The sequence below is a fragment of the Agrobacterium sp. D14 genome (assembly GCF_001526505.1).
Lineage (GTDB): Bacteria > Pseudomonadota > Alphaproteobacteria > Rhizobiales > Rhizobiaceae > Agrobacterium > Agrobacterium leguminum.
Genome location: NZ_ASXX01000017.1, coordinates 63334 through 90251, shown reverse-complemented (window position 1 = coordinate 90251; position 26918 = coordinate 63334). Strand labels below are relative to the sequence as shown.

The 26918-nt window shown below is 60.3% G+C and carries 22 protein-coding genes and 1 pseudogene; 13 read left to right on the top strand and 10 right to left on the bottom strand.

The window, feature by feature from the left end; all coding sequences use genetic code 11:
* Positions 1–123 precede the first annotated feature (123 nt).
* Complete coding sequence (locus L901_RS13130; RefSeq protein WP_059757355.1) at positions 124–810, bottom strand: HAD family hydrolase; 687 nt, start codon at positions 808–810, stop codon at positions 124–126.
* Positions 811–1217: 407 nt separating this feature from the next.
* Here L901_RS13130 and minC point away from each other — a divergent pair, with 407 nt between their 5' ends.
* Genes minC through minE form a run of 3 tightly spaced genes read left to right on the top strand, consistent with a single transcriptional unit; the run spans position 1218 to position 3053 of the window.
* Positions 1218–1946: a septum site-determining protein MinC gene (minC, locus tag L901_RS13125; RefSeq protein WP_003506496.1), complete on the top strand. Its 729-nt coding sequence runs from the start codon at positions 1218–1220 to the stop codon at positions 1944–1946.
* Between the two features lie 34 nt (positions 1947–1980).
* Positions 1981–2796 (top strand): septum site-determining protein MinD, encoded by an 816-nt coding sequence (gene minD / locus L901_RS13120; RefSeq protein ID WP_003506498.1) that lies wholly within the window; start codon positions 1981–1983, stop codon positions 2794–2796.
* Entirely contained in the window at positions 2793–3053 is a 261-nt protein-coding gene (gene minE, locus L901_RS13115) for a cell division topological specificity factor MinE (protein ID WP_020809474.1), read from the top strand. The genes minD and minE overlap by 4 nt, the downstream gene beginning before the upstream one ends.
* A 41-nt stretch (positions 3054–3094) precedes the next feature.
* On the opposite strand, the gene L901_RS13110 is transcribed toward minE, so the two are convergent.
* The 3 genes from L901_RS13110 to L901_RS13100 form a co-directional block, all read right to left on the bottom strand.
* Positions 3095–3997, bottom strand: coding sequence for an amino acid ABC transporter substrate-binding protein (locus tag L901_RS13110; protein ID WP_059757353.1), 903 nt, complete (start codon positions 3995–3997; stop codon positions 3095–3097).
* A 72-nt stretch (positions 3998–4069) separates the two neighbouring features.
* Entirely contained in the window at positions 4070–4963 is an 894-nt protein-coding gene (locus tag L901_RS13105) for an amino acid ABC transporter substrate-binding protein (protein WP_020809472.1), read from the bottom strand.
* Positions 4964–4993: 30 nt separating this feature from the next.
* A complete protein-coding gene (locus tag L901_RS13100; protein WP_059757350.1) occupies positions 4994–7312 on the bottom strand; it encodes an EAL domain-containing protein in 2319 nt (772 codons plus the stop codon).
* Positions 7313–7655: 343 nt separating this feature from the next.
* Between L901_RS13100 and L901_RS13095 the strand changes: the two genes are divergently transcribed.
* Positions 7656–9014 (top strand): amidase, encoded by a 1359-nt coding sequence (locus L901_RS13095; RefSeq protein ID WP_059757348.1) that lies wholly within the window; start codon positions 7656–7658, stop codon positions 9012–9014.
* A 173-nt stretch (positions 9015–9187) separates the two neighbouring features.
* Here the strand turns inward: L901_RS13095 and L901_RS13090 are convergent, their stop codons facing one another.
* The 3 genes from L901_RS13090 to L901_RS13080 are packed head-to-tail and all read right to left on the bottom strand — an operon-like array spanning position 9188 to position 12200.
* A complete protein-coding gene (locus L901_RS13090; protein ID WP_059757346.1) occupies positions 9188–9829 on the bottom strand; it encodes a ThuA domain-containing protein in 642 nt (213 codons plus the stop codon).
* Between the two features lie 17 nt (positions 9830–9846).
* Positions 9847–10947, bottom strand: a complete 1101-nt coding sequence (locus L901_RS13085) for a Gfo/Idh/MocA family protein (RefSeq protein ID WP_059757344.1) — start codon at positions 10945–10947, stop codon at positions 9847–9849.
* 53 nt (positions 10948–11000) lie between these two features.
* Positions 11001–12200, bottom strand: coding sequence for an ROK family transcriptional regulator (locus L901_RS13080; protein WP_020809468.1), 1200 nt, complete (start codon positions 12198–12200; stop codon positions 11001–11003).
* A 195-nt stretch (positions 12201–12395) separates the two neighbouring features.
* Between L901_RS13080 and L901_RS13075 the strand changes: the two genes are divergently transcribed.
* From L901_RS13075 to L901_RS13050, 6 genes are all read left to right on the top strand, one after another.
* Positions 12396–13697 (top strand): ABC transporter substrate-binding protein, encoded by a 1302-nt coding sequence (locus L901_RS13075; protein WP_059757341.1) that lies wholly within the window; start codon positions 12396–12398, stop codon positions 13695–13697.
* Positions 13698–13766: 69 nt separating this feature from the next.
* The gene (locus L901_RS13070) at positions 13767–14705 is read left to right on the top strand and encodes a carbohydrate ABC transporter permease (RefSeq protein ID WP_059757338.1); all 939 of its coding nucleotides are present in this window, start codon (positions 13767–13769) and stop codon (positions 14703–14705) included.
* A complete protein-coding gene (locus L901_RS13065; protein ID WP_020809465.1) occupies positions 14698–15546 on the top strand; it encodes a carbohydrate ABC transporter permease in 849 nt (282 codons plus the stop codon). Before L901_RS13070 ends, L901_RS13065 begins: the two co-directional genes overlap by 8 nt.
* A gap of 17 nt (positions 15547–15563) precedes the next feature.
* Complete coding sequence (locus L901_RS13060; protein WP_059757335.1) at positions 15564–16637, top strand: ABC transporter ATP-binding protein; 1074 nt, start codon at positions 15564–15566, stop codon at positions 16635–16637.
* A 144-nt stretch (positions 16638–16781) separates the two neighbouring features.
* Entirely contained in the window at positions 16782–17834 is a 1053-nt protein-coding gene (locus L901_RS13055; RefSeq protein WP_059757362.1) for a sugar phosphate isomerase/epimerase, read from the top strand.
* Positions 17835–17855: 21 nt separating this feature from the next.
* Positions 17856–19043: a Gfo/Idh/MocA family protein gene (locus L901_RS13050; protein WP_059757332.1), complete on the top strand. Its 1188-nt coding sequence runs from the start codon at positions 17856–17858 to the stop codon at positions 19041–19043.
* A gap of 165 nt (positions 19044–19208) precedes the next feature.
* Here L901_RS13050 and L901_RS13045 read toward each other — a convergent pair whose 3' ends face one another.
* From L901_RS13045 to L901_RS13035, 3 genes are all read right to left on the bottom strand, one after another.
* A complete protein-coding gene (locus L901_RS13045) occupies positions 19209–19457 on the bottom strand; it encodes a hypothetical protein (protein WP_059757328.1) in 249 nt (82 codons plus the stop codon).
* A 118-nt stretch (positions 19458–19575) separates the two neighbouring features.
* Positions 19576–20862, bottom strand: a complete 1287-nt coding sequence (locus L901_RS13040) for a glycerate kinase (protein ID WP_059757325.1) — start codon at positions 20860–20862, stop codon at positions 19576–19578.
* 4 nt (positions 20863–20866) lie between these two features.
* Entirely contained in the window at positions 20867–21220 is a 354-nt protein-coding gene (locus tag L901_RS13035; RefSeq protein WP_059757323.1) for a DUF1304 domain-containing protein, read from the bottom strand.
* Positions 21221–21443: 223 nt separating this feature from the next.
* Between L901_RS13035 and L901_RS13030 the strand changes: the two genes are divergently transcribed.
* The 3 genes and pseudogenes from L901_RS13030 to L901_RS13020 all read left to right on the top strand — a co-directional run bounded on the left by L901_RS13030 (position 21444) and on the right by L901_RS13020 (position 26914).
* Positions 21444–22208: an ImuA family protein gene (locus L901_RS13030; protein ID WP_059757320.1), complete on the top strand. Its 765-nt coding sequence runs from the start codon at positions 21444–21446 to the stop codon at positions 22206–22208.
* Positions 22123–23640: a DNA polymerase Y family protein gene (locus L901_RS13025; RefSeq protein ID WP_059757317.1), complete on the top strand. Its 1518-nt coding sequence runs from the start codon at positions 22123–22125 to the stop codon at positions 23638–23640. Before L901_RS13030 ends, L901_RS13025 begins: the two co-directional genes overlap by 86 nt.
* Positions 23637–26914: pseudogene (locus L901_RS13020) on the top strand (error-prone DNA polymerase). The gene L901_RS13025 and the pseudogene L901_RS13020 overlap by 4 nt, the downstream one beginning before the upstream one ends.
* Positions 26915–26918 lie beyond the last annotated feature (4 nt).

Sequence of the window (26918 nt, the reverse complement as noted above, 5' to 3'; positions counted from 1 at the left end):
CACGGTTGCTTGTCCCGAGCATCTGCTACCGGTCAGTTTTACGATAGGTGGTTAGATCCTCGGGACAGGCCCGAGGATGACGTCGGGTGGGGTGGCTTGTTAGCCGATAGAAAGATCGGCTTTTCAGCCCCTGCCACCCGCGAGCCTGAGAGCGCCGTTCTCGCCGATGACAACATCCAGCTCACCATATCCGCCAATGGAAAGATGCGGCGTTTCGATGAGATGGGAGTGGGTGGCGTTGATGACGACCACGGTTGCGCCCATGCTTTCCCCAGCCTGAATGCCGGCGGGGGCGTCCTCGAAGACGACGCAGTTTTCGGGCGCGACGCCGAGCTTTTCCGCTGCCTTTTTATATCCTTCCGGATCAGGCTTGCCGTTCACCACGTCCTCGGCGCAGATCATCACCGGAGGCGGGGTGAGGCCTGCGGCCGCCAGCCGGCGTTCGGCGAGCGCGCGGGCGGCGGAGGTCACGATGGCCCATTTGCCGGCCGGCAATTTTTCGAGAAATGCCGCAGCCTCGGGAATCTGGAGGATTCCGTCGACATCGTCCATTTCTTTCTGCAGCAGCATCGCCGCCTGTTCCGCGACATCGAGACCGGGAACGGCTTCGCGGCGCACCACTTCCGACGCACGCATGCCATGGATGCGCTGCAGGAAAGCGTTCGGCTCTATGCCGTTGTCCACGGCCCATTCGCGCCAGACCCGCTCCACCACCGCAATCGAGTTGAGCAACGTTCCATCCATGTCGAACAGGAAGGCCGCATAGTCTTGCGAAAATATCTGGTTCTGCGGCGGGACTTTGCTGTGCATCTCATTCTTCCGTTGAAGCTGTCGGGACCGCCTGTCTCTACAGCATCGGCGGACATAACGGAATCGCTTTTCCACCTTGAAGGCATAATGCGGTCATCTGGCCGAAGGCGGATATTGTCCCGGAATCGGACGTTCGCGTGTTCCGCGACTCGCCGGGTTAGGGTAGGGGAGAAGGCGTGCCCATCTCGCGATGCCGGGCGTCAGGTTGCAGCAAGGATGAGCTGCTATCGTGAGTTTTTGCAAGCGCCGGAAACGCGTTAAATCAAAAGGTAATGATAGTTTTTGAATGTTTCGCATGAAGTTTTTCGGGGCGGAATTTTCTTAACGAATCCGCCGCTTCAGGGGCGGCGTTAACCATTTGTTAACCATATTCGAGGTACCTAATTGTCAACGATTTGTTTACCAAGATGACCAAAGTGCTAACAGACCAGCGTTCGATCCGTATCAAAGGCCGCTCCTTCCTCGCAGTCGTCCTGTCCCCCGAATCTCCGGTCGATCAATGGCTGGAAAGGCTCGATGATCTCGCCGCCCGTTCGGCGGGCTTCTTCCTGTCGCGTCCGGTGGTTCTGGATGTGTCGGAGCTGTCGCTCGACAAGGCGGGGCTGAAGGAGCTGCTGGCGGCGCTGACGGAGCGCAATGTCGGCATCATGGGTATAGAGGGCGTTCGCCCCTCGATGATCGAGCCGGGCATGCCGCCGTCGCTGAAGGGCGGAAAGCCCGCTTCCGATGTCGAGGTTGAGCCGGTCGCCATCGCCGCCGAACTGCCGGAGGAAAAGCCGCGCGCTGCCGGTGAGGTCAGGGCCGTGGTGCCGTCGCTGGTCATCAACGAGCCGGTTCGCTCCGGCCAGTCGATCATGTTTCCCGAGGGCGACGTGACCGTCATCGGTTCGGTCGCCTCGGGGGCGGAAATCATCGCCGGCGGTTCGGTGCATATTTACGGCGCCCTGCGCGGTCGCGCCATGGCCGGTTCGCTAGGCAATGTTTCGGCGCGCATCTTCTGCCGCAAGCTCGAAGCGGAGCTTCTGGCCATCGACGGCGTCTACAAGGTGGCCGAGGACATTGACGACAAGCTGCGCGGCCAGCCCGTTCAGCTCTGGCTGGAAAACGATACGATCAAGGCCGCAAAGCTTGGCTGATAACAGAGAAACAACACAGGAACAGGAGAGCCATATGGGGAAGGTAGTCGTTGTAACTTCCGGCAAGGGCGGGGTGGGAAAGACCACCTCGACCGCAGCGCTTGGCGCCGCACTGGCGCAGAACAAGGAGAAGGTCGTGGTCGTCGATTTCGATGTCGGCCTGCGCAACCTCGATCTCGTCATGGGTGCTGAACGCCGCGTGGTTTACGATCTCGTCAACGTCATCCAGGGCGATGCCAAGCTGACGCAGGCGCTGATCCGCGACAAGCGCCTCGAGACGCTGTTCCTGCTGCCTGCCTCGCAGACGCGCGACAAGGACAATCTGACGCCGGAAGGTGTCGAATGGGTCATCAACGAGCTGAAGAAGCACTTCGACTGGGTGATCTGCGACAGCCCCGCCGGTATCGAACGCGGCGCGACGCTGGCCATGCGCCATGCGGATGTGGCCGTCGTCGTGACCAATCCGGAAGTCTCCTCGGTGCGCGACAGCGACCGCATCATCGGTCTGCTGGATTCCAAGACGCTGAAGGCGGAACGCGGCGAGCGCATGGAGAAGCATCTGCTTCTGACGCGTTACGACGCTTCCCGCGCCGAGCGTGGCGACATGCTGAAGGTCGACGACGTTCTGGAAATCCTTTCCATTCCGCTGCTCGGCATCATTCCGGAAAGCACGGATGTGCTGCGGGCCTCGAACGTCGGTGCGCCTGTTACGCTGGCGGATGCCCGCTGCGCGCCGGCCATGGCCTATTTCGACGCCGCCCGCCGCCTGTCCGGCGAGGATATTCCGGTGGTCATTCCGGGCGAGAAGCGTGGCATCTTCTCCAAGATCTTCGCAAGGAGGGCTGCATGAGCATCTTCAGTCTTTTCCGCAAACAGAAGTCGGCACCGCTTGCGCGCGAACGCCTGCAGGTGCTGCTCGCCCACGAAAGGGCATCCTCCGGCTCCGATCTGGTCGCCATCCTCAGGGAAGAAATTCTCGGTGTCATCGCCAAACATGTGCAGATCGACAATGATCGGGTGCATGTGAAGATGGATCGCGACGAGCATGTCTCCATTCTGGAGATCGATGTCGAGATTCCTCTGGGTGCCGATCTGCGCGCCGCGTAAGATACGTGTCGAAAAACGCCGCCCGCCACCGGGCGGCGTTTTTATTCCGCCGTCGTATCGACGGGTTTTCGAAATGCCTCGGCCAGATCGCCGGGCAGCGGGCGCTTCAGGTTGATGCCGTTAGGCGGGATCGGCGCGTTGAACCATTTGTCGTAGATTTTCTCGATTTCGCCGCTCTCATAGATTTGGCCGAGCGCCTCGTTGACGGCGTCGCGGAAGCCGGTATCGCCGTGGCGGAGCATCAGGCCATAGGGCTGCGGCGGAGCGAGATATTCATCGGAGATGACGTAGTCTTCCGGCTTGCCGGTCTCGGCAACGAAGGATCGCAGAAGTATATCGTCCATGACGAAGGCCGAGGCGCGGTTTTCCGTCACCATGTCGAAACTGCCCTCGGTGCTGTCATTTTGCAGAACAGCGACGTTCAACCCCAGTTTGCGATTGAGCACGTTGAGTTGGGTGATGTTGATGGTTCCCGTCGTCACCACCACCGTTCGCCCGGCGAGATCGGCGACGGTGTTCAGGCCGCTCGATTTCAGCGCCACATAACGGGTGCCGGTGATGAAGTGGCTGTAGGAGAACCACACGGCCTTGCGCCGCTCCTCGGTATTCGTGCTCGCCACGCATTCCATGTCCATCGTGCCGTCGTTGAGAAGCATGATGCGGTTGCTGGGCGTGCGCTTGACGAACTCGACCTTCAGTTCCGGCAGGCCGAGCTTTTTCTTGATGGAATCCGCCACTCTCAGGCATAGCTCGATGCTGTAGCCGATAGGTTCCGGCCCGGTGCCGAGATAAGAAAAGGGAATATTGCGATCGGCATAACCGAGCTTGATGGTGCCGGTTCTGGCAATGGTTTCAAGTGTCGGCGGTTGGGCATCCTCGCTCACCGCCTGGGCGGGAAGAAGACTTGAAAAAACGAGCATAAGCCATAATGTCGATCTCTGCATCGCGCATCTCCAGCCAAAATAATCCGTCAAAACATTTTCATGAAAATCGATACGGGTGGACGCCTTGCGCTCTCAGTCCTGGTATTCGCTCGGATGTTCGTATGCCTGTTTCAGAGAGGCGGCCATCGGCAGGTTCAGGTTCATGCCGTTTGGGGGGATGGGCTTGGTGAACCACTTTTCATAAAGGCCATGAATGACCGGCCCGGTGAAAATATGCCGAAGGCTTTCATTGACCGCCGCCTTGAAACCGGGGTCGTTGCGCCGGAAAACCAGGCCATAGGGTTCGGGGGCGCTCAGCGTTTCCTCAGAAAGCGCATAGAGGTCCGGATTCTCTGATGTTGCCGCCAGCGCCGCGAGCAATATGCCATCCATGACAAAGGCGGAGGCCTTGCCGGAGACCACGAGTTCGAAGGCCTCCTCATTGGTTTTCGTCGGCATCACCGAGATATTGAGGTTCTTCGCCCGGTTGACGGCGTTGAGCTGCTCGATATTGACGGTGCCGGAAGCGGATGTGACGGACCGCCCGGCGAGATCGGCAAGGCTTTTCAGATTGTCCTGCTTGCGGGAGAGAAACTGCGTTGCGGTCATGAAGTTGGGATAGGAGAAATCCACGATCTTGCGGCGTTCGCTATTGTTGGTCGTGGCCGCGCATTCAATGTCGATCTGGCCGCCGCGGACAAGGATGAAGCGGGTCGCGGGCGTCGCCTTGACATATTCGAGTTCGATCCTGTCGAGCTTCAGTTTCCTGCGAATATCTTCGCTGATCGCCCGACAAAGATCGGTCGAGAAACCGGTGACCTCCCCATTCGGCAATTGATAGGAAAAGGGCGGTTCGGCTTCGCGATAGCCGATGCGGATCTTTGCGGTTTTGGCGATCTGTTGAAGCGTATCGCCTTCGCCGGCAGCCTGGAGAGGCGTGATGGGAGCAAGGCATGTGAGGAAAAGGCAAAATACTGAAAGACGCATTTTATGTCCTCTGGGCCGGCGGCCGGTTTCTCAAATGGCTTTTTGTGGCGGGCAATAGGTTTCCTGTGTCGGTCGACCGATATCGCCGAATTCATCCTTCCCAATCGGAGCGATGACGGCGCGGTTCTTGAGAATGCGGGCAAGCGGCGCGGGCTCGGCAAAATAATAGCCCTGCGCTTCGTCGCAGCCGGAAAGCTTGAGCGCTTCGACCTGCTCCCTGTTTTCAACGCCCTCAGCGGTGACCTTCAGGCCGATCTGTTCTGCCATGTCGATGACGGTGTTGACGATGGCGGAACACATGGGATTGGACGGCAGGCCGGAAACGAATTCCCGGTCGATCTTGATCTTGTCGAAGGCGACATGGGTGAGCGTGCTGAGGCCCGCATAGCCGGTGCCGAAGTCGTCAAGCGCGAGGCGAACGCCCCTTTCCTTCAGCAGTTTCAGGGCTCGGGCGCTGTTATCGCGCTCCAGCATGACCGTTTCCGTCACTTCCAGTTCAAGCCGTTCCGCCGGGAAGCCGGATGTTTCAAGCGCCCGGTCCACAATCGGGACTATATCGTCATTGCTGAGCTGAACGGCGGATAGATTGACGGCGAGCCTGATATCCTTCGGCCATGTCATCGCATCCCTGCAGGCCTGCGCCAGAACCCACTCGCCCAACGGCTTGATGAAGTTGTTTTCTTCGGCAAGCGCGATGAAGCGGTCCGGTGCGATGAGGCCAAGCTTGCTGTGCCGCCAGCGGGCCAGCGCTTCATAAGCGACGATGCGACCGCTTTGCAGATTGACAACCGGCTGGTAGTGCAGCTCGAATTCCTGGTTTTCGAGCGCGGATTTCATGTCTATTTCCAGCGCATGCTTGTGCTGCGCCGCCATGTCCATGCCGGGCTCATAAAAGACGAAATAGCCGCAGCCCATGGATTTCGCCCGGTAAAGGCCGAGATCGGCATGTTGCAGAAGCTGCGTTGCGGATGTGCCGTGGCCCGGCGCGCAGGCGATGCCGATGCTGGTATCGATGCTGATATCGCTGCCTTCGAGACTGAAACTGCGCGAGACGGCATGCACCACCCGCGCGGCCAGCATCGCCGCATCGCTTTCGCAGTCGCCGTTTGCCGATTGTATGATCGCGAATTCGTCGCCGCCGAGACGGCTCACCATGTCGTTTTCACCCAGAACGGCGGAAATCCGTGAGGCCACGGCCACCAGCAAGGCATCGCCGGCGGCGTGTCCGAGTGTATCATTGACGGCCTTGAAGCGGTCTAGATCGAGCAGCATGACATTGAACGGCTGGCCTGACACGGCAAGCTGTTCGAGACGGTTTTCCAGTGTCTTCATCAGCAGCACGCGGTTTGGAAGTCCGGTCAGCGCATCGTGATGGGCCATATGCTCCAGCTGCTGCGCCATATCGCGAATCTGCCGCAGGCGTCCGCGTTCCAGAACCGCTTCGCGCAACGTCTCGATAGCGGTGGCCATGTCGCCGATCTCGTCCCGCCGCTCCTGAAACGGCGTGGCGACATCCGTTTCCTCGCGGGCGATCCGAAGCGTTGCCTGCACCAGCGCCGGGACCGGTTTCAGGAAATGCCGGGCGATGACGGTCACCAGCACGCCGGTGACGGTCAAGACCACGATCAGCGCGGCGAGCGAATTATAAATGAGCTTGCGCTGCGCGCCATAAAGCGCGTCCGAGCCGCCGATGCTGACGGCGACCGCACCGATGGGTTTCTTCGTTTCCGTGCTGATGATCGGCAGCAGGCCGATATAGTGGCTGGATTCGCCGATGGTCGCAAAACCGGTGGAAAAACGCGCGGCGACCGCATCCCGGGAAAAGATGGGATCGGTGGCGAGCGGCTTTTCATCGTCGTCGGTGGCGTTGTCGAAAGCCGCCGCGATCTGCCGGAAGCCGGAATCTGCCTCGTCATAACGGAAAAGCCAGACGGCATTCTTGGTCTGTGCGCCGATAAGCGCGAGAACGTCGCTGGGGTTGAAGCCGGTGACGAGAATGGATTCGTCGTCGCCGATGGGCTTGTCGGTCAATATGCCGTTGACCTGCCCGTCGGCATCGGCGGTGACGCTGACATAGGTATAGATGCTGCGAAGCGTGGCGCTGGCGATCTGCGAATTGACGCGCGCCTGGTTGAGCCATTGCTCGCTGGCGGCGGCGACGAACATATACCAGCCGACAAGTGCGCCGATGCTGTAGGAAAAGATCACGCCGCCGAGGAATATCAGGGTTATTTTGCTGGCGAGCGAACGCCGCCGCGAAAACCGGCCTGTTTCCGGCTGCGTTGGCGAGCGAAGCGTGTGGCCCGGTTCAACCTGTCTATCTGTCCCGCGATAGGCAGTCTCTTCCATTCGCGATAGTCCCCCGCGATGTCGCGTTATAATTGTTTTATGGAATTTTATAGGGCATGCATTTCAATGCTGTCTGCTAAATAATTCAACAAAGTTTAGATGCGATTAAGAATTAATCCGTCTTTTTATAGTCGTAGCTTATATAAGAGATGGCGTTCCTGCACCTCAGGTTGAAAAAATCGGAGGTTAGAAATGAATCGTCAAGGATAAGCTCCAAAATTCTGCGATCTCCGCCATGTTTCCCGACCCGGTGTGTCTGTCATCGATAGCGCGGCGATTGGCCTTGCCAACTGGCCGATAAACGGCATGTTGTGCGCAACATGCCGCTTTCAGGGAGGATATCATGGCTCATAAAGGCAAAAACATCGCGCAGCTTTCCGTTCTCCTCCAGAGCGGCCATCTCGATCCGCGTGCCCTGGCGGAAGAGACGCTGGATGCGATCGGCGGAGAGGACGATCAGGCGATTTTTGTCGAGTTGACGGCAGCGCGGGCGATGTCGGAGGCGGAAGCCGCGGCAAAACGCATTGGTGAGGGCCGTTCCTGTGGTGTGCTCGATGGTATTCCGGTGGCCTGGAAGGACCTCTTTGACCTTGAAGGCATGGCAACCACGGCCGGATCGACGGTGCTTGCGAACGATAAGCCTGCATCGCGCGACGCGGATGTGGTGACGGCGCTGAAACAGGCGGGCATGATCTGCATCGGCCGGACCAATATGAGCGAGTTCGCGTTTTCCGGTCTCGGCATCAATCCGCATTACGGTACGCCACGCAATCCTGCTTCTACGGATGGTCACCGTCTGCCGGGCGGCTCTTCGTCGGGTGCGGGCGTCGCCGTGGCTGCCGGTCTGGTGCCGGTGGCGATCGGCACAGATACCGGCGGATCGGTGCGTATTCCCGCCGCCTTCAACGGCGTGGTGGGTTACAAGGCAAGCCGTGGCCGTTATTCGATGCGCGGCGTTTATCCCTTGGCGAAGAGCCTCGATTCGCTCGGACCGCTCACGCACACCGTGAAGGACGCCGTCTGGGTGGATGCCGCCATGCGCGGCAAGGCGGCTGCCGATCTCACGCGCGCGCCTCTTTCCGGCCTGTCGCTGGTGGTGCCGGAAACGGTCTTTTTCGATGGCATCGAGGATGGCGTCGCAGCTGCTTTCGAGCAGGCGGTGGAACGTCTCGTCCGTGCCGGCGCCTCGGTGCGGCGGCAGGCATTCCCGATTTTTTCGGAACTGTTCGATCTTATCAAGGAAAAGGGTGCGCTGGTGACGGCGGAGGCCTTCGCCCTGCACAAGACCCGGCTGGAAGGTGCCGACGCCGCCCGCATGGACCCGCGCGTGGTGGCCAGAGCAGGGCTCGGCGCGAATATTTCCATGCCGGACTATATAGCCATCATCGAGGCGCGCGAACGCATGACGGCGGCGTTTTCCGGCATGATTGGCAGGCAAGAGCTGCTGGTGTCGCCGACATTGCCGCATGTCGCGGCCAAGGTCGCGCCGCTTCTCGAGAGTGACGATGCCTTTTTCGCCATGAATGCGAAAACCCTGCGCAACACCCAGATCGGCAATTTTTTCGATCTCTGCGGTGTTTCGATCCCCTGTGGAACGGGCGATGCGGGCATGCCGGTCGGCCTGCTGCTTTCCGGCCTGCACGGCACGGACGATCATGTTCTCAGCGTGGCGATGGCGGCGGAAGAGATCGTTCGGGGTTGAGGAGAGGGCGGTTCACACAGCCATTCTCCGTCACCCCGGATTTGATCCGGGGTCCAGCGCGATCAAGTCCTTGATCGTGAAAGACTCCTGACGCCGCGCAGACGCGCGGCTGCTGGATGCCGAATCAAGTCCGGCATGACGGAGAGAGTACTTGGCCGCCTCCTCCCATAGCCTCACCGCGCCGCCCAGTTGGCGCCGCGGCGGAACATGGTTTTCATCTGCGGTACGGAGAACTCCTTGGCCTGATGGCCGAGCGCCGAATAGAAGACGCGGCCCTTGCCGTATTTGCGTTTCCAGACAACCGGCATCACCACGCCGTCGATCCACCAGGCATGGTCACCGGTGAATTTCGTCGTCGCCAGCACCTCGTTGGAGGGGTCGACATGCATGTAATATTGCTCCGACGTATAGGGGAAATCGGAAATCCCCTCCATCAGCGGATCGTCGGGGCGAATGATGTTGACGTGGTAGTCGATGATATTGCCGGGATGGGCAACCCACTGGCCGCCGATCATGAACTGATATTCGACGCATTCGCGGAAGCTATCGCCCGCGCCACCGTGGAAACCGGCAATGCCGACGCCGTTTTCCACGGCGGCCGTCAGGTTCTTGATCTCTTCCTTCTCGATCTTCGACATGGTGACAATCGGCACCACGAGGCTCAGATCATGCACCGAAGGATCGGCGAAGGCCTCCGTGCTGTGCTCTACATAGACCTTGAAGCCGTCCTCCTCCAGCATGTCCTTGACGATGGTGGCGCATTCCTGCGGTTCGTGGCCGCTCCAGCCGCCCCAGACAATGAGTGCTTCGCGCATTTATTTTCTCCTCCGGATTATTTGCCGAGCTGGCCGTCGACCAGCGATGTTTCGAGCGGGGCAGGGCGCTCCGCCTTGGTGGTGATGGAAACGGCGGTGCCGGTGTCCGATGCGGTCTGGAAGGCTTCCATGACTTCCAGCACATGCAAGGCAAGATCGCCATTGGCGCGATGCGGGCGGTTCTCGCGGATGGCATGGGCCATATCCGCTACGCCTATCGAACGGTAATTGCCGTCCGCATAGGGGGATGACAGGGCCTGCGGCTCGAACTGGCCGCCCTTCTTCAGCAATTGCACCTCGCCGCCGAAATGGTTGGGATCGGGCACGATCAGCGTGCCTTCAGTGCCATAGAGTTCCAGCGGCACATGTTTGTGGCCCGCCACATCGAAGCTCATGCCCACCTGCACCACAGCGCCGTTCTCAAAAGCCAGCACGCCGGAGACATGTGTGGCGACATGAACGGGAATTTTTTCGCCGTTCTTCGGTTCGCTGGTAATGAGGCGCTGATTGCGCGGCGCGATGGCAAAGCCTGCCACCTTGGCGACCGGGCCGAACAGGTTGACGAGATCGGTGATGTAATAGGGCCCCATATCCAGCATCGGCCCACCGCCAACCTCGTAATAAAAGGCCGGGTTGGGGTGCCAGCGCTCATGGCCGGGGCACATGAAGGTGGCCGTTCCGCCGACCGGCTGGCCCAACACGCCCTCATCGATCAGCCGGCGTGCGGTCTGGTGCCCGCCGCCAAGAAAGGTATCCGGGGCCGAGCCGATGCGAAGGCCTTTTGCCTTTGCCGCATCCGCAAGGCGTTTGCCCTCAGTGAAATTGATGCCGAGCGGTTTTTCGGAATAGGCATGTTTGCCCGCGTCCAGCGCGCGCAGGCCAACTTCCACATGGGCCTTGGGAATGGTCAGGTTGACGATGATCTCCACGGAAGGATCGGAGAGAAGCGCGTCGATGCTGGTTGCCTGGAGGCCGAATTCATCGGCGCGGGCCTTCGCGGCCTCCTCGTTCATATCCGCAAGACCGCGAATGTCGAGAATGGGAAACGACGCCATGGCCTTGAGATAGGCGCTGGAGATGTTGCCGCAGCCGATGATGCCGATACCGACCCTGTTCATGTGATTTCCTCCCGTAAATCAGAAATGCCGAAGCCCGTGCTCAACCTTGCTGGTCAGAGTGCTGGTCCCGTGGTGTTCCATGGCGATTCGTAAAGCTCGTAAAGCGCAACGGCCGCAGCCCCCTGCGCCCATAATTCGTCGCTCGCAATGTCGAAAACCAGCTCGGCGACGCCGGCCAGCGAAGGCGGCACGGCGGCATTGTAGCTGTCACGAATACTGGCGATGAAGGGTTCTCCGAGCTCGAGGCTGGAGCCGGTAATGATGACCCGCGGCGGCGCAAACAGCGTGACGATATTGGCAAGCGTCAGGCCGAGCGCTGCGCCGGCGCGCAAAGCCGCCGCGATGAGATCGTGGTCTTCCGCCGCAATCAATGCATGGGCATGCTGCATGCCACGGCCGAGCCGGATCGCCTCGGCAAAGCGCCCATCCGCCGGGCGGGAGCCCAGAATGGCGTTTTCGCCCGCCTGGCTCGCCAGCCGCACCGTGCCTTCATTGGCAAGGCCGATGACGAGATCGCCGAGATTGTGGCTGAGACCGCCAGCGCCGCGAAACAGCTGGTTCTGGTGCAGAACGCCAAGCCCGAGCGTCTGTTCGAGCGAAATCAGCACCATGTCTTCCAGATCGCGGGCATGGCCGAACCAGTGATGGGCGAGCGTGATGGCGTGGGCGTCGCTTTCGATGATGGTCGGCGAATTCAGCCGCGCCGTCATTTCCTCGGCGAAATTGACGTTCACTTCCCGCAAAATCGGGCTGCTGCGAATTTTCCCGGTGCGATGTTCGATAACGCCGGGCAGGCCGAGGCAGACCATGTCCACATCTTCCAGCGACAGCCCGGCATCGACGACGCAGCGCCGCACACCGTCTTCCACCAGATCGGCGATGACGCCAATCGGCTGACGGTCGACACGGATCGGCAGTGCAAGCGTTGAAAGCACGTTGCCGCAGAAATCGGTGACGACGAAGACCATGCGGCTTGCGGCGATCTTGGCGCCCACCACGCGGGCGGCATCCGGGTTCAGCTCCAGCATCACGCGCGGCCTGCCACGGGCGCCTTCGGTGCGGATATCGCCGATATGGCGCGTGAGGATAAGCCCGTCATCGAGCAGAGAGGCGGTGATCGCCGAAACGGTGGTGGTGGAGAGCTGCGTTCTTTCGCTGATTTCCACCCGCGAGATCGGCCCATGGCGGCGGATGCTGTCCAGCACGCTCAGCCTGTTGATCGCGCGCATTAATTCGGGGTCTGCGGTCTTCATGGGGTCCTGCTGCGATCGGGTTCGATCTAAAACGAATTTATATCGGATTGCGGATTAAATAACGTCTGCCGGGAGGGGTGTGTCAAGCCATTAGGGTAAAAAATCAGCAACCCGCCTTGACATTGGGCAGGGTGTGGGGTGAATTAATCCGCATTGGGGAATAAATGGTGAGGAACCCCAGGGAGGATCACGAACATGACCTATTGGCACGCAGGCGCAAGCCTGAGCGGCAGGCGGATTGCCTTTGCCGCAACGACAAGCATAGCCCTGATGTTCGGCGCGGCCAGCGCCTCGGCGGCGACCGTCGTTAAATGGATGCATGTGGAATTAGACCCGAAATCCGTGGCTGTCTGGGAGGAGATCGCCAAGGAATACGAAGCCAAGCACCCCGATGTCGATATTCAGCTGCAGTTCCTCGAAAACGAGGCTTTCAAGGCAAAATTGCCGACGCTGCTGCAATCCAACGACGTGCCGGATTTCTTCTATAGCTGGGGTGGCGGCGTTCTGGAGGAGCAGTCCAAGACCGGCGCGCTGAAGGATCTGACCGAGGTTTTCGACGCCGATGGCGGCAAGCTGCGTCAGGCCTATAATGCATCCGCAATCGACGGCCTGTCTTTCGATGGCAAGGTCTGGGCCGTGCCCTACAAGGTCAGCCTCGTCAGCTTCTTTTACAACAAGGAGCTGTTTGCCAAGGCCGGCGTGAAGGCGGAAGACATCAAGAGCTGGGACGATTTCAGCGCCACGGTCAAGAAGATCAAGGAAGCGGGAATCGTCCCGATTGCCGGCGGCGGCGGTGAGAAATGGCCGATCCATTTCTACTGGAGCTATCTCGTCATGCGCAATGGCGGGCAGGCCGTGTTCGATGCCGCTCGCAAAGGCGAGGGCGAAGGTTTTATGGATCCGGCGATCATCAAGGCGGGTGAACAGCTGGCGGAGTTCGGCAAGCTCGAACCCTTCCAGCCCGGTTATCTCGGCTCCACTTGGCCACAGGCGCTTGGCGTCTTCGGCGACGGCAAGGCGGCGATTATTCTCGGTTTCGACAATACGGAAGCCAACCAGCGCAAGAATGCCGGTGACGGCAAGGGGCTGGCCGCAGACAATATCGGCCGCTTCGCCTTCCCCGTCGTCGAAGGCGGCGCGGGCAAGGCCACCGATACGCTCGGCGGCCTGAACGGCTGGGCGGTCACGAAAAACGCGTCCAAGGAAGCAATCGATTTCGCCACCTTCCTGACCAGCAAGGAGAGCGAAGAAAAGATGGCGGCTGCCGGCATGATTCTGCCGGTTGCGAGCGGGGCGGACGGCGCGGTGAAGAACCCGCTGCTGGCGGATTCGGCCAAGCAGCTTGCCGGCTCCACCTGGCACCAGAACTTCTTCGACCAGACGCTGGGTGCCGCCGTCGGCCGCGTCGTCAACGACGTCTCCGTCGAGATCGTTTCCGGCCAGATGACGGCCGAAGAGGGCGCCAAGCAAATTCAGGATGCTTTCGAGCTTCGCTGATTTCTGTTCCATGACGGCGCCGCGCGGGACGCGGCGCCGCAATATCTGCCTCAATGAAAGCGGATAGAGATGACGGATATTTCCATGACTTCTGCGTCGATACCGGCGCGCGGCGCGGCGAAGACAAAGCGCAAGCAAAGTTCGGTCGCGCATGACCGGGCGCTGACCCTTCTGGTCTTCCTGCCGCCCGCCCTGCTGCTCTTTACCCTGTTCGTCATCCTGCCCATGGGCGAGGCGGCATGGTACAGCCTTTACCGCTGGAACGGCTATGGCACGCCGACCGATTTCGTCGGCCTCAGGAATTTTCAGGTCCTGTTCGGCAATGCCGCCTTCTCGCAGGCCCTGCTCAATAACGGCCTCATCATCCTGATCTCGGTTCTGATCCAGATCCCGCTGGCGATCTGGCTTGCGATGATGCTGGCGCACCGCATTCCCGGCGTCGTTGCCTTCCGGCTGGTTTTCTTCCTGCCCTATGTGCTGGCAGATGTCGCAGCCGGCCTGATCTGGCGTTTCGTTTATGACGGCGATTACGGCCTGTTTGCCGCCATCTCCAATTTCTTCGGCTTCGCCAATCCTTACGTGCTGGCCGACAAGGATGTGGCGATCTATGCCGTGCTCGGCGTCATCGTCTGGAAATATTTCGGTTTCCATATGATGCTGTTCATCGCCGGACTTCAATCCGTCGACAAGAATGTGCTGGAAGCAGCCGAAATCGACGGCGCTTCCGGCTGGCAGAAATTCCGTTATGTCACGCTGCCGATGCTCGGCTCCACCGTTCGCCTCTCCGTCTTCTTCGCGGTGATCGGCTCATTGCAGCTCTTCGACATGATCATGCCGCTCACCGGTGGCGGGCCGTCCAACTCCACGCAGACCATGGTCACCTTTCTCTACACCTATGGCGTCATGCGCATGCAGGTGGGGCTCGGCAGCGCGGTCGGTGTCGTTCTCTTCGTCATCTGCGTGACGCTCGCCTTCGGTTACAAAAGGATTTTCATGCGCCATGACTGACACATCCACCTCCGTCCGCATGCCGCTGCAAACCAAGCTTTATCTTTATATATCGCTGAGCCTGATTGCGGCCATCGTGCTCATCCCGTTGCTCACCACCGCGCTTGGCGGCTTCAAGACGCTGGGAGACCTGCGCGTCAACCCGTTCGGCATTCCGGCCGAATGGCAATGGGCCAATTATGGCGATATCCTCTTCGGCAAACGTTACTGGCTGCAAATCTTCAATTCGCTTGTCATCGCGCTGTTGACGGTGTTCCTGACGCTGACCGTCTCGGCCATGGCCGCCTTCACCTTCGCGCATGTGAAGTTCTTCGGCTCGTCCTTCCTGCTGAATTATTTTCTGCTGGGGCTGATGTTCCCGGCGGCCACCGCCATCCTGCCGCTGTTCATCCGTATTCGCGATCTGGGCCTCCTCGATACCTATTGGGGTGTGGTGTTGCCGCAGGTGGCCTTCGGGCTGGGCATGAGCATTCTCCTGTTCCGCAATTATTTCCGCAATCTGCCGGAGGAGCTGTTTCAGGCCGCCTTCGTGGATGGCTGCGGCTATCTGCGGTTCTTCTGGCACATTTCCATGCCGCTATCGCGGCCGATCGTGGCGACCGTCGGCATCGTCTCCTTCGTCGGCAGTTGGAACAGCTATATCCTGCCGCTGATCATGCTGAACTCGGAATCGAAATATCCCTGGCCGCTTGGCATCATGGTCTATCGCGGCGAATTTGGCACGGAATGGCAGCTGGTGCTCGCCTTCATCACGCTGACGATCCTGCCGACCGTCATCGTCTTCTTCCTTGCACAGAAACACATCATCGCGGGCCTGACGGCCGGTGCCGTCAAATCGTGACTTGAAAGGAGCAAAACATGGCTTCCGTCGAACTTAGGGATATCCGCAAGTCCTATGCCGCACTCGATGTCATTCACGGCATCTCGCTCGATATTACGGATGGCGAATTCATCGCGCTGGTCGGCCCTTCCGGCTGCGGCAAGTCCACCCTGCTGCGTATGATCGCCGGGCTGGAGGAAATCACCGATGGGGATATCCTCATCGGCGACAAGGTGGTCAACGGTATGACCCCGCGTGAGCGCAACATCGCCATGGTGTTCCAGTCCTATGCGCTTTATCCGCATATGACGGTGGCTGAAAACATGGGCTTCAACCTGAAGCTCGCCGGCCAGCCGAAAAACATCATCGAGGAGCGCGTGGCGGAAGCCGCTCGCATGCTCGATCTCGGCAAGCTTCTCGACCGCAAGCCTTCGCAGCTCTCCGGCGGCCAGCGCCAGCGCGTCGCCATGGGGCGCGCGGTGGTGCGCAATCCGGCCGTCTTCCTGTTCGATGAGCCGCTGTCCAACCTGGACGCCAAGCTTCGCGTGCAGATGCGCAGCGAAATCAAGGCGCTTCATCAGAAAGTCGGCACTACCTCCATCTATGTCACCCATGATCAGATCGAGGCGATGACGCTGGCGGACCGGGTCGTGGTGCTCAATCACGGTCGCATCGAACAGCAGGGCACGCCGCTCGAGCTCTACAAGACGCCCGCCAATCTCTTCGTCGCCGCCTTCATCGGCTCGCCGGCCATGAATCTCATCGAATGCGTGGTCGATGGCGAGGGAGACCAGCCGGCGGCCCGGCTGAAGGACGGAACCGCGATCCGCATTGCCGCCTCCCGAAAGGTCAAACGTGGCCAGCCGGTGACGATTGGCTTGAGGCCGGAACATATCGGCTCGGCCATCGGCGGCGATGTGTCGCTCTCCGGCCGGACGCTGCTGGTGGAGCCGACGGGCGCACAGACCCATGTGATCTTCGAACTGGCGGGCGATCATGTGACGGCGGTGGTGGATGGCGAGCAGCCGGTCAAGGTCAACACTCCCTTTGTCGCCACCGTGCACCATGAGCGTGTGCACGTCTTCGACAGGGCGAGCGGACTGGCGCTTTAAGCGCCTTCCGCATTTTCAGCGAAATGCGGAAATTCTCTCGTCTCTCCGCTTTTGGGGCTTGTTTGAAAATCACGAGCGGTTAGCTTGGCGCTTGGGAAAAAAGCGGATTACCGCGAAACTGTATCGATGCAGGAGGAGATTTTTATGAGAACGATCAAGGGGCCGGGTCTTTTTCTCGGCCAGTTTGCCGGCGATGCCGCACCCTTCAACAGCTGGGACGGCATTACCAAATGGGCGGCGGAAAAAGGCTACCTCGGTGTGCAGGTGCCGACCTGGGCCGGGCAGCTGATCGATCTCAAAAAAGCAGCGGAATCGAAAGATTATTGCGACGAGTTCGCCGGTGTCGCACGCCAGAACGGCGTGGAAGTGACCGAGCTTTCCACCCATCTGCAGGGCCAGCTCGTCGCCGTTCATCCCGCCTATGACGAGGCCTTTGACGGTTTTGCCGCACCGGAAGTGCGCGGCAACCCCAAGGCGCGTCAGCAATGGGCGGTGGAGCAGGTGAAGCTGGCGCTGAAGGCGTCGAAAAATCTCGGCATCAAGGCGCATGCGACCTTCTCCGGTGCGCTTGCCTGGCCCTTCGTCTACCCGTGGCCGCAGCGCCCGGCCGGTCTGGTGGAAACGGCCTTCGACGAACTGGCGAAACGCTGGACGCCGATCCTCGATTACGCCGATGAGCAGGGTGTGGATGTCTGCTACGAAATCCATCCGGGCGAAGACCTGCATGATGGCGTGACCTTCGAGATGTTCCTGGAGCGCGTGAAGAACCACAAGCGCGCCAACATGCTCTACGATCCCTCGCATTACATTCTGCAATGCCTGGATTATCTCGACAATATCGACATCTACAAGGACCGCATCAAGATGTTCCACGTCAAGGATGCGGAGTTCAACCCGACCGGACGGCAGGGCGTTTATGGCGGTTATCAGGGCTGGGTCAACCGCGCGGGCCGGTTCCGTTCGCTGGGCGACGGGCAGGTGGATTTCGGTGCGGTTTTCTCCAAGATGGCGGCCAATGATTTCGATGGCTGGGCCGTGGTCGAATGGGAATGCGCGCTGAAGCACCCTGAAGACGGCGCTCGGGAAGGAGCCGAATTCGTCAAGGCGCATATCATCCGCGTCACGGAAAAAGCCTTTGACGATTTCGCATCGAGCGGCACGGACGATGCGGCCAACCGCCGTATGCTTGGGCTTTGAGAGCATTTCAGGGGAGATATTATGGCTATTGAAGGAAAGACAACCGACAAGGCGAACAGGCGGATTCGCCTTGGCATGGTGGGTGGCGGTTCGGGTGCATTTATCGGCGGCGTTCACCGCATGGCCGCGCGGCTCGACAATCGCTTCGATCTCGTGGCGGGGGCCCTGTCCTCGACGCCGGAAAAATCCCTCGCCTCCGGTCGTGAGCTGGGGCTCGATCCCGAGCGTTGCTACGGTTCGTTCGAGGAGATGGCCGAAAAGGAAGCGCTGCGCGAGGATGGCATAGAGGCGGTGGCGATCGTCACGCCCAACCATGTGCATTATCCGGCCGCCAAGGCGTTTCTGGAACGCGGCATCCATGTCATCTGCGACAAGCCGCTGACCTCCAATCTGGAAGACGCCAAGAAGCTGAAGCAGGTGGCCGACAAGGCCGATGCGCTGTTCATCCTGACGCATAATTATACCGGCTATCCCATGGTGCGGCATGCGCGGGAACTGGTGGAGGCCGGTGAACTCGGCAATATCCGTCTGGTGCAGATGGAATATCCGCAGGACTGGCTGACGGAAGCGGTGGAACAGACCGGTGCGAAACAGGCTGTCTGGCGTACCGATCCGGCGCAATCGGGCGTCGGCGGCTCCACCGGCGATATCGGCACCCATGCCTATAATCTCGGTTGCTTCATTTCCGGTCTGGAAGCGGATGAGCTGGCGGCGGATGTGCACACCTTTGTCGAAGGCCGCCGGCTGGACGACAATGCGCATGTGATGCTGCGCTTCAAGCAAAAGGGCGGCAAGCAGGCGGCCAAGGGGCTGCTCTGGTGCAGCCAGGTTGCGGTCGGTCACGAAAACGGGCTGAAGGTGCGTGTTTATGGCGACAAGGCCGGCATCGAGTGGACGCAGGCGGACCCGAACTATCTCTGGCTCACGAAGCTTGGCGAACCCAAGCAGTTGATCACCCGCGGCGGCGCCGGGGCAGGGGCTGCCGCAGCACGCGTCACCCGCATTCCATCCGGCCACCCGGAAGGTTATCTCGAAGCCTTCGCCACCATCTATACCGAGGCGGCGCATGCCATCGAGGCCTGCCGCACCGACTCGGCGCTCGACAAGGCGGTGATTTACCCGACCGTGGATGACGGGGTTAAAGGTGTCGCTTTCGTAACGGCCTGCGTTGAGTCCGGCAAGAAGAATGGCGGCTGGGTGAAGCTGTAAGATTGTGCGCGGCGTATTTCTTCTCCCCGTCGGGGAGAAGAAACAAGCGGCGCGCGCTTGCGTCATCGCGCAGCTCTTTGGGCTCAGGACTATAGGTTAACGGCAGAAGTTGACGGCTGTAGGGTGGCCGGGATGTGGAGCTTGGTCTGCCATCTGACGACGTTATCAATTAACGCGTGTTGTCTGCTGCTGCACCCTTTCCGTTATGGGGCAACCGTCCTGAAGCTTGGTCCAGGACGAAACGTTGAGCTTCATCTCGCAGCGCGCGAGATAAGAGCCGCCATCGACCTTCAGGCAGGATGTCTGGCCGAGCTGGAACATGACGCCGCGATTTCGGCATTTGCAATTGTGGGCATCCGCCAAAGTCGGAATAAGGGCCATGATCAGGCCAAGTATGAGCACTCCAGGACGCATGGCTGAGGCTCCAAAGGATATCCCGCCAGATTACTCCTGTCCGAGGGCATAGTCAAAACGTCTTCCCTCCACGATCCACGCGCCGGAAAGCCCGTAATCGTTGCGAACTTCTCCGCTATCACCCGATCAAAATCGCGCGGATATCATTCACATTCGTCAGCGTGGGCCCCGTCACGACAAGGTCTCCTGCTGCCTTGAAAGCGGTGTAGCTGTCGTGGCTCATGAGCGACTGACGCGGATCGACACCGGCTTCGCGCATGCGGGCAAGCGTGTCCGGTGTTACTACCGCACCCGCCGCATCCTCCACGCCGTCTATGCCGTCGCTATCGCCGGCAATGGCCCAGATGCCGTCCGCACCCTTCAGCGTCAGCGCAAGGCTCAGCAGGAATTCCGTATTGCGGCCGCCCTTGCCGGCCGGTCCCTTGCCGCCAACGCCCCTGTTCAGCGTGACCGTGGTTTCGCCGCCGGAAAGCAGCACGGCCGGGCCTTTGACCGGCAGGCCCTTACGGCTGGCGGAAAGCGCGATGCCGGCCATGACAGCGCCGACATCTTTTGACTCGCCTTCCAGTGAATCTCCGAGGATGAGCGGTGTAAGCCCGAGCTTTACGGCCTCATCCGCCGCCGCCTGCAGGGCGAGCGAAGGAGCCGCGATGAGCCGGATATCCTCATCGATATCGCCCGCCTTCGGGGTTTCCTCGCCTTTTTCCAGCACCTTGCGCACCGTTTCGGGAAGATCGAGCGCATAACGGGCGACGATTTCCCGCACGGTTTCAATATCGCTCGGATCTGCAACCGTCGGGCCGGAGGCGATTTCGGACGGGTTGTCACCCGGCACATCCGAAATCAGCAGCGAAACAACCTTGGCCGGCCTGGCGGCCAGCGCCAGCCGTCCGCCCTTGATGCGGGAGAGATGTTTGCGCACCGCGTTCATTTCGGAAATCGTCGCACCGCTGGCAAGCAAAGCGCGATTGACGGCCATCTTGTCGGCAAGCGTCATGCCTTCGGCCGGCGCGACCATCAGTGCCGAACCGCCGCCGGAAATCAGGGCGATGACCATGTCGTCGGCGGTCAGGCCTTCAACGGCGGCGAGAATGCGTTTTGCCGCTTCCGCGCTTTTATCGTCCGGCACGGGGTGCGAGGCCTCGATGATCTCGATGCGCCCGGTCGGGACGGCATGGCCGTAACGCGTCACCACCACACCGGAAAGATCGACATGTGGCCAAGCCGCTTCGAGCGCGGCAGCCATGGCGGCGGAAGCCTTGCCGGCGCCCACCACAACGCAGCGGCCTTTGGGCGGGGAGGGAAGGTGGTGTTGCAGCACCTTTGCCGGATCGGCGCTTGCGACTGCCGCCATGAAAATCCGGTTGAGGGCGTCTTTTGCGCTGTGATCGTTCCATACGCTCATCGGTTCATGCTCCGACCCAGAGGAAGCCGAGCGCGAACAATGCCGGCAATGACTGAATGAACAGGATCTTCATATTGGCGGTGATGGCGCCGAAAATACCGGCCACCAGAACGCAGGTCAGGAAGAAAATCTTGAAGCTCAGCCCTTCATCGCCCTGCATCAGCCCATAGATCAGCCCCGCTGCGAGAAAACCGTTATAAAGCCCCTGATTGGCGGCAAGCACCTTTGTCTGCCGGGCAAAATCCGCCGAAAGACCGAAGGCCTTGCGGCCGGCTGGTTTTTCCCACAGCAGCATTTCCAGAATGACGATGTAAATATGGATGGCCGCAACCACGGCAATCAGAATGCTGGCGATCATCGGCGGTTTCCTCCAAACCATAATGTCCGTTGCCTTTGTCAGAGTGAACAGGTGGCGAGCGGACAATTCCGTTTTAACGGCAGGGCAGAGGGCCGCAAGGCCAGAATCCTCTCTTCCCGTGCAAACTGTTGAAGACCGGCAGCCTATTGCTTGACTCTTTGCTGAAATAGGAACAAAACAGGAACAATAAAGATGAATAACCGGAATTGAAACCTGTCATGCCATGCAAAAGCGCGCGGATCAGTTGCTCGTTGTCGAAGAGCTGCGTGAAAGGCTGGAAAGGATCGGTAACGGCGCTCCGCGCCTGTACGAGACCTTGCCTTTCGGCGTGGATGCCATCGACCATCGCCTGCCGGGAGGCGGGCTGAAGCTCGGTTGCCTGCATGAGGTGAGCGGCGGCGGCAATGGCGCTGCCGATGGCGCGGCGGCCGCCCTTTTTGCGGCCGGTGTGGCAGCAAGGCTTTCCGGCAAGGTTTTATGGTGCGTCACCCGGCGGGATCTGTTCATGCCGGGGCTGACGCAGGCCGGCCTGTCGCAGAACCGGCTCATCATCGTTGAATGCCGCGATGAGAAAGGCGTGCTCGACTGTTTCGAGGAGGGTTTGCGCTGCAACGGCTTCGGCGCGGTGATGGGCGAAGTGGCGAAACTGCCGATGAACGCCTCGCGGCGGCTGCAACTGGCAGCGGAAACCTCCGGTGTTACAGGCGTTGCCATCCGTCGCTTCCGGCGTCCGGCCGATGCGGCGCTGTTCGGAGAGCCCACGGCGGCGGTGACCCGCTGGCGCATCTCTGTCCGGCCCTCATCCCCCTTGCCGGTGCCGGGGGTGGGCAGGCCGCGCTGGTTTCTGGAACTTTTGCGATGTCGCGGCGGCGAAAGTGCTGCATTTGAAGTGGAAGCCTGTGATGCAAAGGGTCGTCTCGCTCTACCTGCCGACATGGCCGACGGATCGCTTCCGGCGTCTTTCGGGCAAGGACGCGCCGCCGGTTGAAAAGCCTCTGGTCATGATTGGCCGCCAGGGCAGCCGCCGGCTGGTGCTGGCGCTCGACAAGGCGGCAAAGGCGGCGGGCATCCGGCCCGGCACGCCGGTCAGCAAGGCGCAGGCGCTGGTGCCGGGCCTTATCGTGGAAGATATGGATACGGCTGGTGATGCCCGCGCCCTGCAACAACTGGCGTTTTATTTCCTACGCATCTATGCCCCCATCGTCGCTGCCGACCCGCCGGACGGGCTGGTGCTGGACACGGCGGGCGCGGACCATCTGCACGGCAATGAGGCGCTGATGCTGAGCGGCATGGTCAACCGCCTGCATGCCGCGGGTTTTGCCGCCCGCGCCGCCATTGCCGATAGCTGGGGTGCGGCCCATGCGCTGGCCCGCTTTGGCCGCGAGGAGATCGGCATCGTGCCGCCGGGCGGGCAGCGGACGGCGGTTAGCGACTTGCCATTGGCCGCGCTCAGGCTGGAAGAGCGTATTGTTTCCGGGCTGAAGGTGCTCGGTTTTCGCAGTATCGGCGAGCTTGCCGAAGCACCGCGCGCGCCGCTGACCCTGCGTTTCGGCCCCGAACTCGTCCGCCGTCTTTCCCAGGCTTCCGGAGAAATCGGCGAGCCCATTGAACCGGTGCGCGTGGCCGAGCTGGTGGAGGTGCGCCGCGCCTTTCCCGAGCCGATTGCGGCGGCGGAGACGATTGCCCGCTATACGCAGAAGCTGGTTACGGAGCTTTGTGTCGCGCTGGAAAAGCGCGGCTTCGGCGCCCGCCGTGTCGATCTGGTGCTGCACCGGGTCGATAGCGGCCTGCAGGCGGTGCGGGCCGGCACGTCCAGACCGGTGCGCGACATCAAGCAACTGGTTCGGCTGCTGACCGACCGGATCGACACCATCGATCCCGGTTTCGGCATCGAGATGATGGTGCTGACCGCCACCCATGCCGAACCGCTTGTCACCGCGCAGGCCCGTTCCTCGCTTCTGGAGGAAGGCCGTGCGGACATCGCCGATACGGTCGATGTCATTCTCAATCGCGGCCACAGGGTCTATCGTTATGCGGCGGTGGCAAGCGATGTGCCGGAACGCTCCCTTGCCCCCGTTGCGGCGCTTGCGCCTGAGGATACGCTCGGCTGGCCCGGCCACTGGCCGCGTCCGGTCAGGCTTTTTTCAAGGCCGGAACCCATCGAAACGCTGGCGCTGCTGCCGGACCATCCGCCGCGTTATTTCCTCTGGAAAGGCGTGCGCCATAATGTGCGGCGCGCCGACGGGCCGGAGCGGGTGTTCGGCGAATGGTGGAAACGCGACCGGGAAAAGGCCGCCGTGCGCGATTATTTCACGGTGGAAAATGAAAACGGCGAGCGCTTCTGGATTTTCCGTTCCGGTGACGGCGAACATGCCGAAACCGGCTCGCAGGGCTGGTTCATCCACGGGGTTTTCGCATGAATACGCCGCTTTATGCCGAACTTCAGGTGACCACGCATTTCTCCTTCCTGCGCGGTGCAAGCTCCTGTGAGGAGCTGTTCGAACAGGCCAAAAATCTCGGTATCGAGACGCTGGGCATCGTGGATCGCAACAGCCTTGCGGGCATTCCCCGCGCTTACGAAGCCGCCAATAATCATGGCATCCGCCTCGTCATCGGCTGCCGGCTCGATCTAGATGATGATATCTCCGTGCTTGCCTATCCCATGGATCGCCCGGCTTACGGCCGGCTTTGCCGGCTGCTTTCCGTCGGCAAGAAAAGAGGCGGCAAGGGCAAATGCCGGCTGGCTTGGGACGATCTCGTTGCCTATGGCGAAGGCCTGATCGTGGTGCTGCTCGCCGACCTGGCCGACGATCTCTGCGCGCTTCGCCTGCGCCGGCTGAAGACAGCCTTTGCGGACCGGGCCTATATGGCGCTCAGCCTCCGAAGGCGGCCCAACGACCAGATGCGGCTTTTCGAATTGTCGAACATGGCGGAAGCGGCTGGTGTGCCGACCGTTGTGACCAATGACGTGCTGTTTCATGTGCCCGAGCGGCGCATGCTGCAGGATGTCGTCACCTGCATCCGGCATAATTGCACCATCGACGAGGCGGGTTTTCGGCGCGAACGCCATGCCGACCGCTATATGAAGCCGCCGCAGGAAATGCACCGGCTGTTTGCCCGCTACCCCGAGGCGCTCTCCCGCAGTCTCGAAATCGCGAAGCGCTGCACCTTTTCGCTGAAGGAACTGGTCTATCAATATCCCGAGGAGCGCACCCTGCCGGGGCTGACAGCGCAGCAGGCGCTGGAAAAGCTCGTCTGGGAGGCGGTGCCGGGGCGGTATCCGAAGGGTTTGCCGGAGAAGGTGGAAAAGGCACTGCATCATGAGTTGGATGTTGTCGGCAGATTAAATTACGCCCCCTACTTTCTGACCGTGAGTGCTATCGTCCGACAGGCACGTAAGATGGATATCTTGTGCCAAGGACGCGGTTCGGCGGCAAACTCAGTTATCTGTTTTGTACTTGGTATCACCGCCATTGATCCTGCTCGTTTCAGCAATCTCGTCTTTGAGCGTTTGTTTCCGAAAACCGGGGTGAACCGCCTGACATCGACGTCGATTTTGAGCATCAGCGTCGTGAGGAAATTATTCAATGGGTCTACAAAACCTATGGCCACGATAAAGCCGCGCTTTGTTCAGTCGTTACCCGCTATCGTGGTCGAGGGGCATTGCGAGATGTTGGTAAAGTACTGGGTCTGCCGGAGGACCTGACCAAACTTCTATCCTCGCAAGTCTGGCGCTGGAGCGAAGGTGTTGATGAAAAACAGGTAAGGGAACTAAACCTCAATATGGAGGATCGCCGCCTGAAACTGGCTTTCGAGCTTGCCAACCAGCTTGTTGGCACGCCACGCCATCACAGCCAGCATCCGGGCGGCTTCGTACTTTCCCATGATCGGCTAGATGAGCTCGTGCCGATTGAACCTGCTGCCATGGATGATCGCCAGATCATCGAATGGGACAAGGATGATATCGATATCGTGCAGTTCATGAAAATGGATTGCCTGGCACTTGGGATGCTTTCCTGCATGAAGCGTGGCTTCGATCTGCTGGAGGCTCGTACAGGAGAAAAATACGATCTTGCTGCGATGCCACCGGATGATCCTGCAACGTTTGCAATGATCCAAAAAGCAGACACGCTAGGCACTTTCCAGATCGAAAGCCGGGCGCAGATGTCGATGTTGCCGCGTTTGAAGCCCGCCAAATTTTACGATCTTGTTATTCAGGTCGCCATTGTCCGTCCCGGCCCCATTCAGGGAGATATGGTACATCCCTATTTGCGGCGGCGTCAGGGAAAAGAGCCCGTTCGGTATGAAAAACCGGAGCTTAAAAATATTCTCAAAAAGACGCTGGGCGTCCCGCTGTTTCAGGAACAGGCCATGCGGATTGCCATGGATTGCGCCGGTTTCACCGCAGATGAGGCGGACCAGTTGCGTCGAGCCATGGCTACTTTCAAGAATGTCGGTACTATTTCCAAATTCAAGGAAAAACTGGTCACCGGAATGGTGACGAACGGCTATGAAAAAGAATTCGCCGAACGCATCTTCAAACAGCTAGAAGGTTTCGGCAGCTATGGTTTTCCCGAAAGCCATGCGGCTTCCTTCGCGCTGATTGCCTATGCTTCCTCATGGCTGAAGTGCCATCATCCCGATATTTTCTGCACGGCGCTTCTCAATTCGCAGCCCATGGGGTTTTACGCTCCAGCGCAGATCGTGCGCGATGCGCGCGACCATGGAGTGGAGGTGCGTCCGGTCTGCGTCAATAACAGCCGCTTCGACTGCACGCTGGAACCGACCGGCACGACGGACACCAATGGCAGAGAGCGTTATGCCGTGCGGCTCGGCATGCGTTTGGTGAAGGGACTTTCCAACAAACACGCTGCCGATATCGTCGCCGGCCGGCAGGACCGGGCGTTTGCCTCGGTGGATGATCTCTGGCGAAGGGCGGGCGTTCCCGCCGCCGCACTGGTCTGTCTTGCCGAAGCCGATGCCTTTCTGCCGTCGCTTTCGCTTGCCAGACGTGAAGCGCTCTGGGCCATCAAGGCTTTGCGGGACGAGCCGCTGCCGCTTTTTGCCGCCGCCGCCAGCCGGGAAAATGCTGTCGTGGACGAGCTTCAGGAACCCGCCGTCGCGCTCAGGCCCATGACGGATGGCGGCGAGGTGGTGCAGGATTACGGTCATGTGGGGCTCACCCTGCGCGAACATCCCATGACCTTCCTGCGGCGCGATCTTTCCCGCCGTCGCATCGTTACCTGTGCGGAGGCGGTGCGTGTGCGGGATGGCACATGGCTGGAAACGGCGGGTCTGGTGCTGGTGCGCCAGCGCCCCGGCTCGGCCAAGGGCGTGATTTTCATGACGCTGGAGGATGAGACGGGCATTGCCAACGCTGTCCTTTGGGTCAATACCTTCGAAAAATACCGGCGTGTGGTGCTGTCTGCCGGCATGGTCGGCATTTACGGCAAGATCCAGCGGGAAGGCGAGGTGGTGCATCTGGTCGCCCACCGGTTGGCCGATCTGTCGGAAGCGCTGGCAAGTGTGGGCGAGCGCAACCGTGCCTTTCCCCTGCCGCATGGGCGTGGCGATGAGTTCCACCACGGCATGCCGCCGGAGGATCATCGCACTATTAGGAAACACCCGCCGGCTACAGTCGATGATGAAGATGATGTGGAGCGGATAAAGGTCATTTCCCGCAATTTTCATTGAAAAG

Coding starts and splice junctions, on each gene's coding strand:
- L901_RS13130 (WP_059757355.1), bottom strand. CDS start 810: ATGCACAGCAAAGTCCCGCCGCAGAACCAGATATTTTCGCAAGACTAT.
- minC (WP_003506496.1), top strand. CDS start 1,218: ATGACCAAAGTGCTAACAGACCAGCGTTCGATCCGTATCAAAGGCCGC.
- minD (WP_003506498.1), top strand. CDS start 1,981: ATGGGGAAGGTAGTCGTTGTAACTTCCGGCAAGGGCGGGGTGGGAAAG.
- minE (WP_020809474.1), top strand. CDS start 2,793: ATGAGCATCTTCAGTCTTTTCCGCAAACAGAAGTCGGCACCGCTTGCG.
- L901_RS13110 (WP_059757353.1), bottom strand. CDS start 3,997: ATGCAGAGATCGACATTATGGCTTATGCTCGTTTTTTCAAGTCTTCTT.
- L901_RS13105 (WP_020809472.1), bottom strand. CDS start 4,963: ATGCGTCTTTCAGTATTTTGCCTTTTCCTCACATGCCTTGCTCCCATC.
- L901_RS13100 (WP_059757350.1), bottom strand. CDS start 7,312: ATGGAAGAGACTGCCTATCGCGGGACAGATAGACAGGTTGAACCGGGC.
- L901_RS13095 (WP_059757348.1), top strand. CDS start 7,656: ATGGCTCATAAAGGCAAAAACATCGCGCAGCTTTCCGTTCTCCTCCAG.
- L901_RS13090 (WP_059757346.1), bottom strand. CDS start 9,829: ATGCGCGAAGCACTCATTGTCTGGGGCGGCTGGAGCGGCCACGAACCG.
- L901_RS13085 (WP_059757344.1), bottom strand. CDS start 10,947: ATGAACAGGGTCGGTATCGGCATCATCGGCTGCGGCAACATCTCCAGC.
- L901_RS13080 (WP_020809468.1), bottom strand. CDS start 12,200: ATGAAGACCGCAGACCCCGAATTAATGCGCGCGATCAACAGGCTGAGC.
- L901_RS13075 (WP_059757341.1), top strand. CDS start 12,396: ATGACCTATTGGCACGCAGGCGCAAGCCTGAGCGGCAGGCGGATTGCC.
- L901_RS13070 (WP_059757338.1), top strand. CDS start 13,767: ATGACGGATATTTCCATGACTTCTGCGTCGATACCGGCGCGCGGCGCG.
- L901_RS13065 (WP_020809465.1), top strand. CDS start 14,698: ATGACTGACACATCCACCTCCGTCCGCATGCCGCTGCAAACCAAGCTT.
- L901_RS13060 (WP_059757335.1), top strand. CDS start 15,564: ATGGCTTCCGTCGAACTTAGGGATATCCGCAAGTCCTATGCCGCACTC.
- L901_RS13055 (WP_059757362.1), top strand. CDS start 16,782: ATGAGAACGATCAAGGGGCCGGGTCTTTTTCTCGGCCAGTTTGCCGGC.
- L901_RS13050 (WP_059757332.1), top strand. CDS start 17,856: ATGGCTATTGAAGGAAAGACAACCGACAAGGCGAACAGGCGGATTCGC.
- L901_RS13045 (WP_059757328.1), bottom strand. CDS start 19,457: ATGCGTCCTGGAGTGCTCATACTTGGCCTGATCATGGCCCTTATTCCG.
- L901_RS13040 (WP_059757325.1), bottom strand. CDS start 20,862: ATGAGCGTATGGAACGATCACAGCGCAAAAGACGCCCTCAACCGGATT.
- L901_RS13035 (WP_059757323.1), bottom strand. CDS start 21,220: ATGATCGCCAGCATTCTGATTGCCGTGGTTGCGGCCATCCATATTTAC.
- L901_RS13030 (WP_059757320.1), top strand. CDS start 21,444: ATGCAAAAGCGCGCGGATCAGTTGCTCGTTGTCGAAGAGCTGCGTGAA.
- L901_RS13025 (WP_059757317.1), top strand. CDS start 22,123: ATGCAAAGGGTCGTCTCGCTCTACCTGCCGACATGGCCGACGGATCGC.